Annotated in this window: 18 protein-coding genes; all 18 read right to left on the bottom strand. The window is 58.9% G+C overall.

Annotated elements, in window-relative coordinates; genetic code table 11:
* Window positions 1–371 precede the first annotated feature (371 nt).
* Complete coding sequence (locus F8D48_RS01290) at window positions 372–1763, bottom strand: peptidylprolyl isomerase (protein WP_151429637.1); 1392 nt, start codon at window positions 1761–1763, stop codon at window positions 372–374.
* A 583-nt stretch (window positions 1764–2346) separates the two neighbouring features.
* Window positions 2347–3393, bottom strand: a complete 1047-nt coding sequence (locus F8D48_RS12065; protein ID WP_151429638.1) for a GH25 family lysozyme — start codon at window positions 3391–3393, stop codon at window positions 2347–2349.
* Complete coding sequence (locus F8D48_RS01300; protein ID WP_151429639.1) at window positions 3374–4078, bottom strand: C39 family peptidase; 705 nt, start codon at window positions 4076–4078, stop codon at window positions 3374–3376. The genes F8D48_RS12065 and F8D48_RS01300 overlap by 20 nt, the downstream gene beginning before the upstream one ends.
* A complete protein-coding gene (locus F8D48_RS01305) occupies window positions 4065–4349 on the bottom strand; it encodes a phage holin (protein WP_151429640.1) in 285 nt (94 codons plus the stop codon). Before F8D48_RS01305 ends, F8D48_RS01300 begins: the two co-directional genes overlap by 14 nt.
* A 10-nt stretch (window positions 4350–4359) precedes the next feature.
* Window positions 4360–4680, bottom strand: a complete 321-nt coding sequence (locus F8D48_RS01310; RefSeq protein ID WP_114538741.1) for a hypothetical protein — start codon at window positions 4678–4680, stop codon at window positions 4360–4362.
* On the bottom strand, window positions 4680–5117 hold the full coding sequence (locus F8D48_RS01315; RefSeq protein ID WP_151429641.1) for a carbohydrate-binding protein: 438 nt from the start codon (window positions 5115–5117) through the stop codon (window positions 4680–4682). Before F8D48_RS01315 ends, F8D48_RS01310 begins: the two co-directional genes overlap by 1 nt.
* A gap of 70 nt (window positions 5118–5187) precedes the next feature.
* Window positions 5188–6297 (bottom strand): RNA-directed DNA polymerase, encoded by a 1110-nt coding sequence (locus tag F8D48_RS01320; protein WP_151429642.1) that lies wholly within the window; start codon window positions 6295–6297, stop codon window positions 5188–5190.
* Between the two features lie 210 nt (window positions 6298–6507).
* Window positions 6508–6615: a hypothetical protein gene (locus tag F8D48_RS12210; RefSeq protein WP_366143068.1), complete on the bottom strand. Its 108-nt coding sequence runs from the start codon at window positions 6613–6615 to the stop codon at window positions 6508–6510.
* 42 nt (window positions 6616–6657) lie between these two features.
* On the bottom strand, window positions 6658–7065 hold the full coding sequence (locus tag F8D48_RS01325; RefSeq protein ID WP_151429643.1) for a hypothetical protein: 408 nt from the start codon (window positions 7063–7065) through the stop codon (window positions 6658–6660).
* 63 nt (window positions 7066–7128) lie between these two features.
* Entirely contained in the window at window positions 7129–8031 is a 903-nt protein-coding gene (locus tag F8D48_RS01330; protein WP_151429660.1) for a DUF6273 domain-containing protein, read from the bottom strand.
* 13 nt (window positions 8032–8044) lie between these two features.
* Window positions 8045–9154 (bottom strand): BppU family phage baseplate upper protein, encoded by a 1110-nt coding sequence (locus tag F8D48_RS01335; RefSeq protein ID WP_151429644.1) that lies wholly within the window; start codon window positions 9152–9154, stop codon window positions 8045–8047.
* Window positions 9151–9552, bottom strand: a complete 402-nt coding sequence (locus F8D48_RS01340; protein WP_151429645.1) for a hypothetical protein — start codon at window positions 9550–9552, stop codon at window positions 9151–9153. Before F8D48_RS01340 ends, F8D48_RS01335 begins: the two co-directional genes overlap by 4 nt.
* Window positions 9553–9562: 10 nt before the next feature.
* Window positions 9563–11503, bottom strand: coding sequence for a phage tail protein (locus F8D48_RS01345; RefSeq protein WP_151429646.1), 1941 nt, complete (start codon window positions 11501–11503; stop codon window positions 9563–9565).
* Complete coding sequence (locus tag F8D48_RS01350; protein WP_151429647.1) at window positions 11482–12219, bottom strand: distal tail protein Dit; 738 nt, start codon at window positions 12217–12219, stop codon at window positions 11482–11484. The genes F8D48_RS01345 and F8D48_RS01350 overlap by 22 nt, the downstream gene beginning before the upstream one ends.
* Window positions 12209–14761, bottom strand: a complete 2553-nt coding sequence (locus F8D48_RS01355) for a phage tail tape measure protein (RefSeq protein WP_151429648.1) — start codon at window positions 14759–14761, stop codon at window positions 12209–12211. Before F8D48_RS01355 ends, F8D48_RS01350 begins: the two co-directional genes overlap by 11 nt.
* Before the next feature lie 280 nt (window positions 14762–15041).
* A complete protein-coding gene (locus tag F8D48_RS01365) occupies window positions 15042–15449 on the bottom strand; it encodes a hypothetical protein (RefSeq protein WP_151429650.1) in 408 nt (135 codons plus the stop codon).
* On the bottom strand, window positions 15449–16087 hold the full coding sequence (locus tag F8D48_RS01370; RefSeq protein ID WP_151429651.1) for a major tail protein: 639 nt from the start codon (window positions 16085–16087) through the stop codon (window positions 15449–15451). The genes F8D48_RS01365 and F8D48_RS01370 overlap by 1 nt, the downstream gene beginning before the upstream one ends.
* A 15-nt stretch (window positions 16088–16102) precedes the next feature.
* A complete protein-coding gene (locus F8D48_RS01375; protein WP_151429652.1) occupies window positions 16103–16321 on the bottom strand; it encodes a hypothetical protein in 219 nt (72 codons plus the stop codon).
* Window positions 16322–16434: the final 113 nt, after the last annotated feature.

The raw sequence follows: 16434 nt of genomic DNA on the forward strand, positions 1-16434 counted from the left end.
CTTCAATAATCCTGTTATCCGCTCTCGCTTCAGCGTCTCCGTCTCTCACCTTCAAATCACCAGATCAAAAGGCTCTTTTGAAGTGCCCCCCCCCGTCCTCACAAATCGCCAATCGTCATGAGGATAGAGTCTGGGTACAGTAACACTTAGTAAAGGATTGTAAAACTTCTCTCCTTGTTGTCAAAGGGGTAACGGCTTGCTAACGGTCATGTTGCTAATTTGTTACTTTAACGGTCTCATCTGGCTTTTTATGAGCGAGAAACTAAACGTTGAGTCAGTTTTCCCCTCTTGCCCATACAAAAAAGGGAGCCCGCCGAAGCGGGCCCCCGAATGGAACCGAAGATATAAGCGGAACCGTGAATGAGCGGCGGCTACTGAGCCTGGTCGGCCCCGTCAGCAGCGCCGGCGTCAGCGGCCTGATCGCCAGCGGCGGCATCTTGCTCGCCAGCCGCGTCGGCCTGACCGTCAGCGGCGGGCGCATCGGCGCCCTCGGCAGCCCCATCGGCCGTCGCGTCGCCCTGATCGCCCTCGGCGGCAGCCTGATCGTCGGCAGCAGCGGCATCGGCGCCCTCAGCGCCCTCGCCGTCGGCGGCCGGAGCCTGCCCGTCGGTCTGGTCCTGGGCGGTGGGATCGGCGGCGTCGCCCTCGGGAGTCGCCTGGTCGGCAGCGGCCTGCTCCTCATAGGGGGTCAGGTCGATGGCGTAGGGCAGACCCTCGGGCATCGGGTTGATCTCGATCTGGGCGTTGTTGCGGTACTCCTCGAACCAGGTAGCGAAGTTCTGGCTCGTGTTGGCCTCCTGCATGTAGCTCAGCGTGTCGAGGAACTCGGCCGGCAGCTGATCGGTGGAGGTGATGCCGCCCTCGGGAACCGTGAAGACATCGGTGCACTTGATGATGTGGTAGCCGTACTCGCTCTTCACGGGGGCAGCCACGATCTGGTCCTTCTCAAGACCGTCCAGGGCCTCCTGGTACTCGGTCACGAAACCGGTGCCGAGCTTGTCCCAGTTCACGTCGCCACCCTGGGCAGCGCTGCCGGAATCCTGGGAATACTGGGCAGCGGCATCCTCGAAGGAGATGTCGCCATTGTTGATCTGGTCCAGCAGCTCCTGAGCACGGGCCAGCAGGGCCTCATCGGTCTCGTCGCCCTCGGCGGTGAGCAGGATGTGGCTGGAGCGCTTCGCGCCGTTCAGCTGATCGGCCATGGACTGGGCCTGGGCGAGCAGGGCATCGTCTCCCTCGCCCTCGCCCTCGCCCTCAGCGGCAGCCACGGCATCGGCCAGCTTGGTCTGGAGCAGATTCGGGCGGATCACCTCGTTGATGTAATCCTCCTCGGTCATCTGGCTCGCCTCAAGAGCCTCATTGAAGGCCTCGTCGCTCTCGAACATGCTCTTGGTCTGGCTCAGGGCCTCGTCGATATCGGCCTGCTCCACGGTCACATTGTACTCAGTGGCAGCCTGATCGTAGAGATCCTGGTTGATGTAGTAGTCGATGACTTCCTGACGCACGGTCTCGGGGGTGTAGCCGTTGGCCACCATCCACTTGCCCCACTCCTCATCGGACTCCAGGCCGCTATCGGTGCGGAACTGCGCGACGTAGTCAGTCACGGTCTGCTCCATAATCTCCTGGCCGTTCACCGTGGCAGCCACGGCACCGCCGCCGATGCCGCCACCGCAGCCGACCAGGCCCGCGCCCAGGGCCACGGTCAGCACCATGGCGCCGGCACCCTTCAGAGCGGAGCTCTTCATAAACGAGGTGAATTTCATGAATCCCTCAACCTTTCATTCGCTGCCCAGCCAGTATGCCGGGCATCTCTGCCGCGCGGCTCACGCCGACGCGCTCTTTCTCATCCCACAGCGCACGGCCCTCCCAACCGGGCCCTGTGTTCTGCCGTAAAAGGCAGCTGAGATAGTTTCCCCACTGTGGTCAGGGCGTTATTATTTCAATCCTGCCGACGGGGCGAAAGCGAATCACGAATACCGCACACCCCGAAAACGAAACCCACACACACCTGAAAGCAACCTGAAAGGTTTCCCTAAAAGCGAGCCTCACCAGCCAAAACACTTGGCTGCGAACGAACCTGGGGGCTGTTCGCCCCTCGCGGGGCCCGACTCCCTGCGCGGTATACAAAAACGAGCGCCTACCGAAGTAGGCGCTCGATAAGTCTTGGTGGAGCCTAGTATAACTAAGGCGAACACGGTTATAAGCCTTGAAACCTGTTATTTGCAGATTAACCGCAATTGGTTTGCGGTCATAGGCAACCTGCAAAATACCAGATAGACGGCTTGCGTATTTGCCCTGTAACGCACGAAAACGGGGCACCCCTTATCAGGGTGCCCCGTTTGAACGTCAGATTTTGAGCCGTTGACCCGGATAGATGATATTCGGGTTCGTGATGCCGTTTTTGGCGGCAATCTTCTGATAGGTCGTGCCGAACTTAGCCGCAATGCCTGAAAGCGTGTCACCAGATTTGACGGTGTACGTCTGGCCGCTTTCAACGTTGCCGTTGATAATCGCCATGACTTCATCATAGCGGTGCGCCAAGATCGCTTTTCGCTCTGAACCGTTGCGATAATCGCCCGCCCACGTCTCTTTCGCCAAGGTTTCAGCCGAAGCGCTGCAAATGTGGTTGACGATCTTTTGCACCTCGTCATAGCGTGAGCCAAGCGCCTTGCGCCGGTCATCGTCCTTGCCGTATTCGTCGCGGAACACCCCGGCCACAAGGTCTAGCGCGTCCATGTTCTCAACGCCGGTTGCTGGCGCGGTCGGCGTTGGCGCTGGCTGCGCCGCGCCGCCGACGGCTGCGAACTGCTGCCATTTCGCAGCGTCCATATAGGCTTTGTTTAAGTCAAGGTTGCCGCCCCATCCGTCCAAGCGCCCGCAACTAGAGTATTGGCGAATGTCACATGAATATGCGCCCTCGTTCCATGGGTTGCTTTGAAGCCCGGTCGTGTTGTTGTTGGCGTATTGCGCAACCCACGTGCCGCAACCGTGCTTCTTGGCAATGTCCCAAGGGAAGACGCTTTGGCTTGCGTAGATCAAAGGTGTTACGCCGGTGAGCGCCTTTACCTTCGCAACCAGCGAATCAAGATAGCCGGTGTTGCCCCATGCGGCATTGTCGCCCTGCTCCCAATCAAGCACAATAAGCGCTTTGCCAAGGTAGCCTTTAATGCTGTTGGCGAAGTGCTGCGCTTCCGCGTCAACGCCAGCGCCGTTAACGTAGTGGTAAACGCCAACCAGAAGCCCGCGTTTCATCGCCTGTTGCATTTGCCGGTCACAATCCGGCGAAACGTAGCTTGCGCCCTGCGTCGCTTTGCAGATCGCAAAATCAATGGCAAGGGCATCAAGGTTGATACCCTTCTGCCAATTGCTAATGTCAATGCCCTGTAGTGCCATAGAAACCACCTTCCAAGCATACGAAATAGAAAAGTTTTGCCGTTTGAAGTTCTTCAAGTGTCCATGGCCGCGCGGAATTGACGGGGCTTGCCGGGTCGCGAACCCACCACATACCGTTTTCATCGTGCCGCCAGATCGTTATAACGTGGCTGTTGTATTCGGTATCGCCGAACGCACCGCGCACGCCCGCGAAGCAGACCGCGCCAGCGTCAACCTTGGCAAGCGCTGATTGCAAACTGTAAATCTTGCCTGTGTGCGTGATGCCGTATGGCTCATAGGTCGCGGCAATCCACTGCGCGAACTTCTCCATGTCGTTTACACCGTCAGTCAGACACGCGGTGCCAACAGCGCCCGCAACGGTAAGCGGCGTAACGTCCTGTGTCGTTATGTACTTGATAGCCATTGCGGCGCAGACAAGCCCGCACCCGCTGTCACCGATGGTGCCGCCCGCGTATCCGATATGTGACCACTGCACATCATCTTGAAGGTAGAGCGGCATATAAGTGCCCGCCGGTATAGGCTTGTACGCGGGTTCATCAACCGCAAAAACGATTTCGGGCGCTGATGCTTCGCGCGGCTGGTCGCTTGCGTAGGCAACCATGAGCGCGAAGCAGACAACTATAGCCATGAGCGCCCCGCACGCAAACGCCAGAATCTCGCGCCACGTCCGTTTACTCGCTTCCATGGGTGGCTTTCTTGGGTTCGGTGTAGGTCATCGCCTGTGCGCTGTCGCCCAAACCCTCGGTGGTTGGGTCAACCACCACGCCAAGGATTACCAGCACGGCAAACAGCGCATCAACGGCGGCAACCACACGGCCTTGCAGTTCCGACAAGTCGAAATTGAAGCCGAAAATAGCGGCCACCATCTGCACAAGCAGGAACAGTGCAGGGATTAGCGTCATCCAAAACAGCTTGTTCTTTGCACGTGCAAGAAAGTTGATTTTCAGATCGTTCATAATGTCCCCCTTAGTCGATTATTAGATAAGGCTTTAGTGCCTTAATCTCGTTCATGTAGCGTTCACCAGTGCCATTGCCGCCTAGAAGCTTGTATGCTTCGTATTCCTCTAGCAGTTCGTCATAGGTCGAAATGCTCATTTTCTTGCCGTCTATGACGTACTTTTGATAGGCGGTTTTGATATGCTCTCGCGCTGATGCTTTGTCGATAATCAGCCGCGCCCGCTGGTACTTGGTCAGGTTCTTAACCTGCGCGATAAGGAAGCCTATAACGCCGCTGGCCAGCAGCCCAACGATTGACGTTATAAGCTGTTCGGTGGCGGCGCTAATCATTAGTCCACCACCTGCCAAAGCGTTTCAGTGCCATCCGCCCCCGGCTCCCAAACGTTGTTGTCAACAAGCGATTGCCACTTGTTGCCGCCGTGGGTTACCACTGCGCCGGTTGGGTAGCCGTTCGTTGCGTCCGGCTGCTCCCATGCGGGCACGTCCGTTGCGTCCGGGCTATCGGCTGCGGCAAGGTTACGCGCCCAAAGGCTAGGCGCTGCTGCCGGTGTCCAGTCCGCTTGCGACGTGTGCGGCTGCAAGCACACATAGAGCGTGCCGCCATGCTCCACGCGCTCACCGGCGGTGTAATAGTGGCCGTCGCCCGTCCACTGGTCGTAGAGCGCCGGGGCAATCTCTGCCACGTCATCGGACAATGACGGCGCTTGTGACTTGTAAATTGCGATGATGCCGCGCAATGCGGCTTCCTCTTCGGCTGTGAATGCCATGTTTTGCCCCCTAACAATAGGAAAGCCAGCACAATGGCGGGCTTGGCTTGCTGTTGGTGTGTTTGTGCTGCTATCCGAAAAGCCGGGTAAACAGCGCATCCATGTTCGCGACGGTTCGCCGCGCGTCAAGGCGCATCATCGAACCGCGCCAAGATTGGTAGCTTTGCAACGCCTGATCGCGGGTCATCTCGCCGCGCTCCACGAACGCTGCAAGCTTTTTCAGCTTGCGCCGCTCCCGCGTTACGGCGGAACGGCACGGGCGCACAATGACTTTGCCAGTCTCGCCATAGTTGAACCTCTTCTTTAGGAACGTGAAACCGCGTGTCAGCTTCACGATGCGGGTTTTCTTCTCGTTAACGACAATGCCCAGCTTCGCGCACTCGCGCCGAATGTCGGCAAGCACGCCGCGCAAGTCTGCCTTGTCAAGGGCGATGCAATAAAGGTCATCCATGTAGCGCCCACTTGCCAGCACGCAGGGCGTGCGCAGCAACATATGGTCTACGGGGCTTGGAAGTGCCACGGCTAGTATCTGGTTCGGCTCGCTGCCAAGCCCAAGGCCACGTGTGCCGTGGGAATCAACTTGCGCGTACATAAGCGCCTTGATTCGCTCGTCATCTAGCGCCCTGTCAATTAGCCGCTTGGTGGCCGCGTGGTCGATGTTCCCGAAGAAGTTAGAGAAATCGACAAGCAGCACGTAACATTCTGCGCCGTGCTTCTGATAGTGCCGTACAAGCTGCTGTTTCAGGCGCGATATGGCAAAGTCAGTTCCGCGCCCCTTGATGTTGGCGGTGCAACCCGGCGCGAGCGTCGGCCAGATCGCCGGTGCCAGCGCGTAGCGATTAAGCGCCTTATGCACGACGCGTTCAGAGTAATGCACGGACGTGATATGCCGAAGCTTGCCCCGCTCGAATATGTCAAACTCAACGAAGCCGCGCCGAATGTCCTTGCCCGCCATCAAGTCGGCGTGCGTCCTTAGAACGTTCGGAATGATGTTTGCAAGGTAGCGTTGAACGGCAGACTTCCACGCCACGCCGTGGGCGCAGTCGCGGGCGCACCTGTAAAGGTTGTCAATGTCGGCCACCTCTTCAAGCGTGCATGATTCAATGCGCTTGGCGCGGTTCGCCGCCCGCTTGGCATCGCGGCGGGCACGCCTTGCCGCCCGCCGCTCTTCGGATTTCATGGGCACCCCGCACGGCTTGCAATCGGCATCCAATAGCCGCTTAGGCACCGGCAATGAAACGCAAGCGAATGCCGAAACCTGCGCCATGCAAGCAGCGGTCTGCGGTACCTGCGGGGTGCATATTTACGGCCACATGGCCGAACGTTGCACCTTCCTTCCTCTTGCGCACGGATTGCGGACGTGTCCGCAATGACTGGCAGTGCAAAGGAATCACGGGCGCGGGCGAATGCTCCCATTCGTCGCCGAATTGTTGTTGGCATTGCCGTTGCTGTTGACATTGCACACGTTGGAAGCCGAACCGCCCATGACGGAACGCAGCCACCAAGTAACGTGCTAAACAAGGTGCAACGCGACGCTATTTTACCGCTGTCCAATGAGTTTCACACCCTTTCTTGCGCCCTTTATAAGCTTCGCCGCCGTTTCCACATCTTCGGCGACGCGCACGCACCGGCTTACCTTGATGATGCCAAGATCAATAAGGCATTGCAGGTCTTGCAATAGCTGTTCGCAGTCGGCAACGGCAAGCGTCATGTAATGCCGCCGTTGGGTAACGTTGTGTTCGGTGTTGGGGTAGAACGCGTTTGCGGTCACAAGGTTGTTTACAAGGCTTCTTGCCGTCTCTGCCATCGGCACGGCCAAAACGAAGCGGTAAGACTTCGGCATTGCCGCCGAAGTCACAAGCGCCGTTATCTCCTTGCGCACCCTCGTTGCGGTGGTGAAATACTCGAAGTTGCTTAAATCCCTGTAGCGTTCCAATACGGTACTCATTAGCTTGCCTTTCCAGTGCGCCCGCGCAAGGCGGGCGCGGGCATAGCGTCATGCAACGGCTTGTCAGCCTATGAGGAAGCACGGGCGCGGGCGAACGCTCCCATTCGTCGCCGAATAGTGGCTGGCATAGCCGTCGCCGTAGACATTGCACACGCTGGAAGCCGAACCGCCCATGACGGAACGCAGCCACCAAGTAACGCGCGTGCCCATGATGCGGCTTGCCGTGCTGTCGAACAGCGGAAAATGGCAGTCCATGCCCACCGAATAGCCCTTTGAACCCCACACGGCGCACCCGTAAACTTCCATTTCTGACAATGACCACACTTTACCAAGGTCAGCCCAGCCCCAGCCGCTCGCTTCGGTCAGCGCGGAAGAGCCGTAGCGCTGTTCACACAATGAACGGTGGTTGATTAGCACATTGCGAAGCGCTGCCGGAAGGGCTGGCAAATAGTCGTTGATTTCCCAGCCGTGAAGGTGGCTGGCAAGATAGGGTTCTTTGACAGTGGCGTTTCCGTTGTTGGTGGCCGTGGTGTTCCACATGATATAGCTAGTGTTGGTGGCCTTGCTGCCGCTCACCAGCACCGGCGCGGCGGGCACGAAAGCAAGGTGGTGCGGCATCGCCGCATCTGAACACTGGTAATACGGATCTACCGCAGCAAGAAGGTAACGCACCGTCTGCGCTGGCACGTTTGAGCCAGCAGCTACGGGCACGTCCATGTAATCGCCGATGCGCAAGCCCGAAAAGTCCGCAGCTTGCACGCGCGAATGAAGCCACGCGTAAATATCGCCATTCGCCGCAATCTCCGTTGCGAACGTGTCAGCAAGCGAGCGCCCCGGATACTGCCCGATGCTCTTTTGCCGGTCGAACTCTTCAAGAACGGTGGCGTTGCTCGCCACCTCGCGTGCGAAATCGTCTTTGTTAAGGCACGTTTGGCCGTTAACGTCAAAACCGCGTACATTCGGCATGGTTTCCACTCTCCTAAACTAGGGTGATTGTCTCTATATCGCCGTCAAAGGACGCACCGTTGATGCTTAGCAGTTCTTCGGTGATCGTGGCGGCGCGGCTGCTCGGCACGTAACAGATTTCATCAATGATTATGTAGCTGTCCGTTGCTTCCGCAAGCGCCCGCGCAAGCACGGCGTTGTCCGCCTTGACCTTCTCCAACTCTTCGCTAGACGCGCCGCCGCCCGAACCCGTGCCGCTTCCGCCGCCGCCCGAACCGATTATGCTTAGCGCCCGTTTGGTCGCGTCGCGGGCATCCTCGGCGGCTGTAATCGCGTCCGCTGCCGCAATGTCCGCCTTGCTCGCCGAAGCATCGGCCTTTGATGCCGCTTCGTTGGCGCTCTTCGTCGCCTTTTCCGCGTCGGCTATGGCGCTGTCCACGCGGTCGGCTGCGTTGTTTGCGCGTTGCGCTGCCGTGTTCGCTGCGCCCGCCGCGTAGTTAGCGGCGCTGGCCGCGCTCGTGGCGGCGCTAGCCGCGTTGTTTGCGCTGGTGGTCGCCGTGCGTGCGGCGCTTGCCGCGCTGTTCGCTGCCGCAGCGGCGTTGTTGGCCGCTGTCGCCGCGCTGCTGGCGCTGCTCACTGCCGTTTCTACGCGGGCGGCTGCTTTGTTCGCCGCGTCTGCCGCTGTGTTGGCGGCTCCCGCTGCCGTGTTGGCCGCGCTGACTGCTGCGTTTCCGCGCGAAATGAGGTTGTCTATAGCGTCATCCCAGTTCTGCGCGGGCTGCTGCCCCTCGGTGACGCACCGCAGAATCTCGACGGCGAAGCGCTCCGTTGAGTAGCGCACGCCGTCTTTCTCGAACGCGAAATAGGCTTCGTCGGTGTAACCGGCCACGCTGCAAAGCTTGTTTTCGTCAACCGTCACCGTTGCGGCGTTGCCCGAAATGGCGGCAACGGCGCGGTAGTAGTGGCGCTTGTCGGGCAACAGCACTTCAAGGTAGGCCGTGAATCCCGTTAGCGCCGCTTCCGCGCCGCCGTCGTAGATAAGCGCCTTGATGGTGGTTCCGTGCTTGTCGCCCTGACCGACGCGGACAAGGCCAGCGCCCAAGCCGTCCTTGCTAAGGTCTAGTTCAAGCGTGTGCGTGTTCATCGGCTCTCACCCGCCTTGGTGATCTCGCGCAGGGCGGCAAGCTTCGCGCTGAACGTCTCTACCGGGTCGCGCACCTGCGCCGGTGGGTCATCGTCTGCCGCCGCGAGCGCCGCCGCTTCGGGAAGCATGAGCGTTTGCAGCGCGTCGAACACGTCAACCACTGCTTGCATTCGCTCGTCAACATAGACGGGCTGCACAAGCTGCAAAGAACCTTCGGTACCCTTTTGCGGCTTGACTTCCGAAACATCCGCAATGCGCCTGTTGCCGTGGGCATCGACGGCCACGAACACCACGCCTTGCGATGCAGCCGCATTGAGCAATGCGGGGTCAAACTCTGTCACTTGCGCTTCGGTGTTGCTCAACGGGTCGTGAGCCATGTAGATAACTGTTTCGCCCATATCGTCCCCCTTATCCTGTTCCAACCGTGCCGTATGTGGTGCATAGCCCGTCAATATGCGAAATCTTGAAAGTTCCGTAATGCCAGCCAACGCAACCGTTGCCGTTGTCGTGCAGTTCGGAAATGATGGGCTGTGAAATGGTGCCTGTCTGGCATATAGTCGCAACCGTGCTTATGTCGCTGCTCGCCGCCACCGATATTTGCGGGCTTGAAATCCTCGTGCCGTGCTGTGCTTGAAGCTGCAAGCCTTGGTACAGTTCGCCGGTCTGCACGTTTCGGAAGTGAGCCGAGAAGTCAATAACGCCGATCTGCACGCCGTTTTCGCTTCCCCGAATCTCCCCGGAAATCAGTTGCAGCAGGTTAGACGCAAGGCCGCATGAGAACTGGCCGTTTGCGGTGATGTTGTTTGCTTTCATGTAATTTGTGGTCAACGTCCCGTTGGTCAAATCCCACGTGTTGCGCCCCCTGTCATCGGTCAGCAGCCCCGCGCGTATGCGGTCGGCTCGCATCGTTCCGGCGTTGATGCAATCGGCGGTCACGCTCGCGCCCGTTATGAACGTCTTCCAGTTCCATTGCCCGCTGCTCGTAAGGCTCGAAGCAAGGCGGATGCCGCGCCCGGAAATGTTCACGCACCACATACCCGACACGCTTTTGAGCGGCAAGCCGGTTTCGGGGTTCAAGGGCACGTTGCTGTACAAGCTGCCAAGTTCAAAGGTTTCAACCTTGTAGGTTCCAACTGAATTGAACTGATCGTTAAGCGCGTCTTGAAGCTGCACCAGCCAGCTAACCGACGTGCCCGCCACCGCGTCATAGGTCGCCGCCGCGCGGCTGCTGTTCTTTAGGGTCTGGCTCACGCTCTGCCACATATCGGCCATGCTGTTAATGAGGTTGCCGAAAGTAACGGTAGCGTCGCCGCCCAGCAAGTCGCGTTCGATCTGCGACACGCGCCCGGTAAGCCTTATGCCCTCTTCGGTAAAGCCCTTGTCGATTATCGCCACGCGGTCACCAACCGCCGCGCCTTCCCAGCTTCTCCCGAACGCGTACAGGTCAAGCACGCTCGCTTCATAGCTAACCTTCGGTTCGCTGACCTCTGCAAGGTACGCTTTCGTTTCCTTTAGAAGCTGCGCGGCATCCTCGCACTGCTCGTTCACGTAGCTTGTGCAAGCTGGCAGAGCGGTGCCGCTGGCGTTCGGATGCCCCCAAATCTTCGTTGCGGCGGCATCCTCGACGTAGGCTTTGCCGCCGTTGATTGATTCAAAGGTCAGCCGTCTGCCGTAAGCCCCCGAATCCGTCTCAACGCCCTTGCCGTAGCCGTAGACGCGCGTTTTCGGGTTGTCAGCCGCCACCGTGCGCGTGATGGTCTTAATGTCCTTCGTCCACGTGAAGCGCTTAGGGCTTGACTGGTTGCCGCGCAGCTTGCGCACGCCGACTTGGCGCGAAACCACCGAAGAACCATTGGTTGTAATGGTGGTTTCCAACTCGCCGCCCCACGCTTCCAAAATATCGGCTATGGATTCGCGGACGCTCTGGTGGTAGAGAACGACGCTTGCGCTTGCGGTCACGTCGCACGCGCCCACCGCCCAGCGCGTGCCGGTAAGCACGCGGGCAAGCGCCGTTGCAACCTGCCCCGACGGCCTTACATCGTCCGTCCAATCGTCCCAAAGTTCGGCGATTGAGTTAACGCCCGTGAACTCGGTTTGCAAGGTTCCGTCTTCGCCGTGGGTTCGGCTCGCATCGTCAACAATGTGTTCATGGGTCTTGCCCTGCGCGTCAACCCAAACGATATAGTCACCCTTGTTCACGTCATCGGAACACGTCACCTTGATTTCGTCGGTGCCGTCCAGCGCTTCGGTGTGCGTCGCCGCCGTAACGTCCAGCCGCCCAAGGTTTACGCCCCAGCGCGAAAAGCGCGTGAAGCCAACTTTTCTGATTAAAGCCATCTTTCCCGCCATTCCAGCACCGCGCTGCCGCCGCTTAGTTGCAGGGTCGTGCGGCCATTGATCGTGAAGAAATCCGAATCAAGCGTGACGGCGGCGGCTTGGCTGTTGACGGTCGCCCGCTCTAGCGCCATGTCAACGCGCACGGTGCTTGTGCTTGTGACGCTCGACGCAAGCTTTACTTGCTCGCCCGTGTCAACGTTCCTGATATACCAAGCCGCGCTTGAAGACGGCTTAGCGGTGATTGCCAGATGCGCGGGGCGGTTGCCGCCCGCGTTCACCGTGAACGTTCCCGCCTTGACTTCAACGCGGCGCTTGTTGCCGTAATAGAACGGATCGCCAACATGGAACGTCACCGTTGTGCTTGGGCAAGCGTCCGTGATCTCGCCAAGGTCTGTTGACCCGCTCACGATTGCCAGAAGGTAGCGCGTGGGGTCATCGGGAAGCACCAGCGGCGCGGGTTCGTCGGTGCATAGCAGTTCCGCCAGTGCGTGGCGAACCGCCGCCGCGTCCCGCCTGTCATCGCTTCTTAGCCAAATGTCAACCGGCAGATCATAGCCCCCGAAGTAGGCCGATTTGAACAACTCGCCGTGGCGGCCTGAAACGCTCTCGAAGTTCGCGTTTACAGGTGCCATGATAGGCCGGTTGACCTTGCAGCTTACAAGGGCGCTTAGGTCGTGCCCGTTGAATATAACGCGGTCGGTCTGCGCCCGCTTCATCTTACGTTGCAACGCTCACACCCCTTTGCTTTAGCTTGCTTGCAATCCCAAGGCCGATTTGCTGGCCTGTCTGGTACGCGTCCGCATTGCCCGCAACCGTCGCGTTGACCTCGACGCTGACGGCGATTTGCTGCGCGGGCTGTCCGCCGTTGAACGCGTTGTTAACCGCGCGTTCGATGAAGTCCCATAGCTGCTTTTCAGGCGCCACGTACTCGCCGCCCGCTTCGCCAACGCCGATGATCGAAGCTTTGTCGAAGTAGCCGCCGCGTGCGTACCAGTCAACGGACACGCTAGGCAGCTTGATTGGGCCAACGTCATTCCAAGAAACGTTGAAGTGCGGCATCTTGATTTTCGGCAACTCAATCTTGATGCCGCCGAAGATGCTCATAATCTTGCCCGGTATGTCCTTTATGAAGTTCCACGCGTTTTCAATGGGGTTCTTCATGAAGTCTCGAACACTGTTGAACACGCCGTTTACCTTCTCGCCCAAGCCCGGAAAGCCCAGCTTGTTGCCTATGGCATCGGCGACGCGCACGGCGTTTTGCTGCGCGTTGTCCATCTTCTGGCTGATGTTGTCCTTGATCGCGTTAAAGGCGTTGGCGGCTTCGGCCTTGGCGGTTGACCAGTCGCCGGAAAGGGCGGCTTGCAGGGCGCTGCCCGCGCTGCTGCCCACCTGCTTTGCCGTGTTCATGTCGTTTTGCACGGTGGAAGCAATTCCGCCGAAGTACGTTTGCGTGGCGGTCTGTAGGGTGTTCCACTTGTCGGAAACCCAATCAGCCGCGCCCTGTGCCTTTTCGGAAACGGTGCTTTTGATGTTCTCCCAAGCGTTGCTTGCGTCCTGCTTGAAGCCTTCCCATTTGCTCGCAACATCGCTTTTGAACTGCTCAACGCCGCTTGTAACGTCGTTCCAAACGCCGCCCCAGAACTCACCGGCACCGCTAAGGAAGTCACAAACGCCCTGCCACTTCTCCGAAATCCAGCCGGTGAAGTCAGCCCACATCTGCTTGCCCGTCTCGGTCTGCGTGAAGAACCACGTAAGACCGGCCACCGCCGCGCTTACCGCTGCGATGCCAAGGCCGATAGGGTTAGCGGTGATAAGGCCGGTTAGGCTCTTCCATCCGCCGCCAAGACCGCCGAACTTCCCGCCCAGCCCGTCGGCCTTTCCGCCAAGGTCAACGAAGCCGCCCGCAATGCTCTTGATCGCGCCGCCGATGGGCGCGGCGCTCTGCATGAACTTGCCAACGGCGGTAGTAACCCCGCCGAACGCCAGCACGCCTAGCCCAAGGTTCTTGACTAGTTCTTGCTGCTCCGGCGACAGCGATTTGAACCAATCCGAAGCGGCTTGAAGCGCCGGTGTCAGCTTGCCTAGAATCTCGCTGCCAATTTCGGTTACCATCTGCTTTACCGGCAAGGCCGCTTCGCCCATTTCGCGCATGGATGTTTCAAGTTCGTTTTGCGCGTCGCGGCTTGCCAACAAGTCTTTGTTGGTTTCCTGAAACGCCTTGCCAGCATCCCCGTAAACGCCCGCCAGCGCGTCCGTTACAAGGGTCGCGCGTTCCTGCTCGGTCTTGCACGCCGCCAGTGCTTCGTTAAAAGCGTCTTCCTTGGTCTGACCCTCTGCAATGGCCTTGTTGAAAGCTGCTTGTGCGGCAGAATTGCCGGAAAGGGCGTTGCTCCACTGCTCGGCGCTAGCCGTTGACCAGTTGAGCGCGTCGGCGAAACTGCCGGTTACCGCGCCGGTGTGCGCGGTTTCCTGCGCCGTTTCTGCCAAGTTCTCCAACGGCAGCGCGTCGCCGAATGTGGCATAGGCACCGGCTGCAATGTCAGTCCACTTCTTCAATTCCTCTTCGTCTTGCGTGAGCCTGATTAGGTTCTGGCTCGCTTCGGTGGCGGTGTCGCCGTCGCCCAAGATGCGGTAGAAGTTCGCATAGGTGGTCTGCGCTTGCTCAACGGTGCTTCCGGCGCTGGTGAAAGCGGTTTCAAGCTGGTTGTTCTTGGCTATGGCCTCTTCTTGGCTCTCCGCAAGGGCGGTCAGGCCGGTTGCCGCCGCCGTGATGCCGCCGGAAATAGCAAGCCCGCCGCGCTCAACGCCCTTGCCCGCCTTTTCCAGCTTGTCGGCGTTATCTTCGATGGTCTGGCCGAACTTGTATAGCTTGGTTTTCGACGCTTCGGCTTCGCGCGACGTTTCGGCAAGTTCCTTGCCGTACGATTCAAGCTGGTTTTCGCATTGCAAGATAGTGCGTTTAAGGCTGTCGTATTGCCGTTCCTCTTCGGCGGTCAGCCTAGCGCCGCTCTGCTGTTTCGCTTCAAGCTGCGCAAGCGCCTGTTTGTACGCGTCCAACTTCTGTTGCGTCTCGCCATAGGCGCTGTTTAGCGCCTTGACCTTCTGTTGCAGCAAGTCGGTATTGCCCGGATTGAACTTCAAAGACTTGTCGATTTCCTTCAAGTCCGCTTGGGTCTTCTTGGATTCGCTAGAAACCTTCTTCAAAGCCCCTTGAAGTTCGGTAGTGTCGCCGCCGAACTTGATAACAAGCCCTTTGTAGCTTACCGCCATGCCGGTTCACCTTCTTTCAATTCTCAAAGTGCATGAGCGCTTCAAACACCGCGCCCGCGCGGGTGCGGTGCCGTGAAACGTTCACTAGCCCCAAAATGCCGCTTCGGCCTTGCGTGCCTTTTCGTCGTCTTCGTAGTTGGCGACGGCATCGGCGTAGAACGCGTGAATCTCCAACAGGTCTTTGACCTGCCGGAAGCTAAGTTGCTGCAAATCGGTGATGGAAAGCCCGCATTGCTGGCAGTTGTACAGATAACGCGCGTCGCACGCGTCTGACAGGTTGCTAGGCAGTGGCGGCGCTGGCTGCTTCGGCGGGCGCGGCTTCCACTCCATCGGGCGTTGAAGGAAAAAAGTTATCCTCGACAATGCCCATCACGTCAGCCGCCCAACCGTCCCCCTTCTGTAGGTCGAATGCGGCGGGCGGAAGCGATTTCACCCACTTGTCAAAGCCAAGCCCCCAACGCGGCTTCGCGGTCTTGATGCACGCATAGGCGATTTCAAGAAGCGCCGTCATCGACGGCATACCGCAAGACTTCATCGTTTCAACGATCATGCCCACGTCTTCGTTAATGTCCTTGGGGCGCGTCGCGCCGTTGGGCTTCTCAACGCTGAACGTGCGCGAAAACACAATGGGCGTGAAGCCATTGAAGGTGGCTTCAAACTCCATCCCGTCGCCGAAGTCGATAACCATTACTCGCCCCCGTTCTCGGCGGGCGTGCCGGTGTCTTCCGCTTCGGCCTTGCGCTCTAGCAGCCCGTCAGTTTTGACGGCATCGAAGAACGTTTCATAGTCAGGCAGACCCGTGAAGCTGTCATAGCCGCTCGTGCGGTCATCGGCTGTGCCGCCGGGGGGAACAACGGGCTTCCACGTAAAGGGATAGTCAAGCTGCGTGATCTCCGGCGTGTCGCTGTTGGTGGTGATGGTCTGCGACGGCTTGGCAAGCTGGCACATCAGCAGACAGCGGCGGCGGCCTGTGACGCGTCCGGGCTGCTCGCACATGAAAGCGAACTTCTTTGGCTTCTTGTTGGCTTTCAGGTTGGTGCGTCCGTCTGCCGTGATCTCGTAGCCCACCAGATCAGCGATAAGCTGCCGAAGTTCCGGGGTGCCCTCGGTATCGTAGAAACTCATGGTGCCGCTGCCGCCGTTGTCTTGCTGCTCTTCCAACCAAACTTCGTTGTCCGCGTGGCTGGTGCCCGTCTCAACGCTCGGCTCCATGCCGATTTCAACGGTACCGGCAACATGCACCGGCTTTTCGTAGGTAAGCTTGTCTTCGTCAAGGACGATCGCGAAATGAGAATTGCGAACGCCGAAAAAACCATTGCGTGCCATTTTCAAGGCTCCTATCTACTCGGTTACGTTGACGGTGAACGACGCTTCAATGAGCCGTTCGCCGTCTAGGTGTGTTATTGCTTTCTCGAATGCGCAGCCGGACGCGTCCAGCGCGTCGGCAATCTTGCTTTCAAGGTCATATGAGCGCTGCGCGGTGTAAAGCAAGATTTCGTAGGGCATCCAACGCGCCCAAGCGGCATTGTCGGCATAGGCCGTTTCGGGGTTAAGGCTCAAAAAGTGTGCTCTTAGCATTATTCACTGTCTGTACCGGGTTGGCATGTGGAACTCGTTCCAGTCGATGCCGGACCCGTACTCCTCGGGAGCCCCGTCATCCCGCCCGCGCTTGC

It is taken from the genome of Adlercreutzia muris (assembly GCF_008831045.1).
Taxonomy (GTDB): Bacteria; Actinomycetota; Coriobacteriia; order Coriobacteriales; family Eggerthellaceae; genus Adlercreutzia; species Adlercreutzia muris.